Source organism: Flavobacterium chungangensis (assembly GCF_042654045.1).
GTDB classification, from domain to species: Bacteria; Bacteroidota; Bacteroidia; order Flavobacteriales; family Flavobacteriaceae; genus Flavobacterium; species Flavobacterium chungangensis.
The window spans coordinates 1-573 of the sequence record NZ_JBHSFY010000042.1 but is presented as its reverse complement, the minus strand read 5'-3'; the positions used below and the strand labels follow the sequence as shown (position 1 = coordinate 573).

Here is a 573-nt window from a genome sequence, read left to right as displayed (position 1 = left end):
ATCAGAAGGGTCTCGTGGAATTAACTTTGGCTGGACCGGCGATGTGAAATATCACCTTGGTGCCAACCGCATCATTACAGAGGAGAACCAAAAACAAGTTCGTGTACATCTTGCTAACAACCCATCGCATCTTGAGTTTGTCGATCCAGTTGTAGAAGGCTACGCGCGTGCGGCTCAGGATAACCGTTCAAAATCCGGATATCCTGAACAAGATTCAAATAAAGCACTTGCTATTTTAATTCACGGAGATGCAGCCTTTCCGGGAGAAGGCGTTGTTGCTGAAACGCTGAACATATCCGGATTGAAAGGCTATCATACTGGCGGGACGATTCATATTATCGCGAACAACCTTCTTGGTTTTACGACGGACAGTACAGATTCCCGCTCTACCAGGTATGCCAGTGACCTGGCGAAAGGCTACGAGATTCCGGTCATCCACGTTAATGCGGACGACCCTGAAGCTTGCCTTGATGCCGTTTACTTTGCCTGCGAGTATCGAAAAACCTTCAACAAAGACGTGCTGATTGACCTGATCGGCTACCGCCGCTACGGCCATAACGAGATGGATGATCC

At 48.5% G+C, this 573-nt stretch carries 1 protein-coding gene; it reads left to right on the top strand.

Annotated elements, in window-relative coordinates; all coding sequences use genetic code 11:
* A partial coding sequence (locus ACFO3N_RS24965) for a thiamine pyrophosphate-dependent enzyme (protein WP_379801523.1) occupies positions 1 to 573 on the top strand: 573 nt, incomplete at both ends.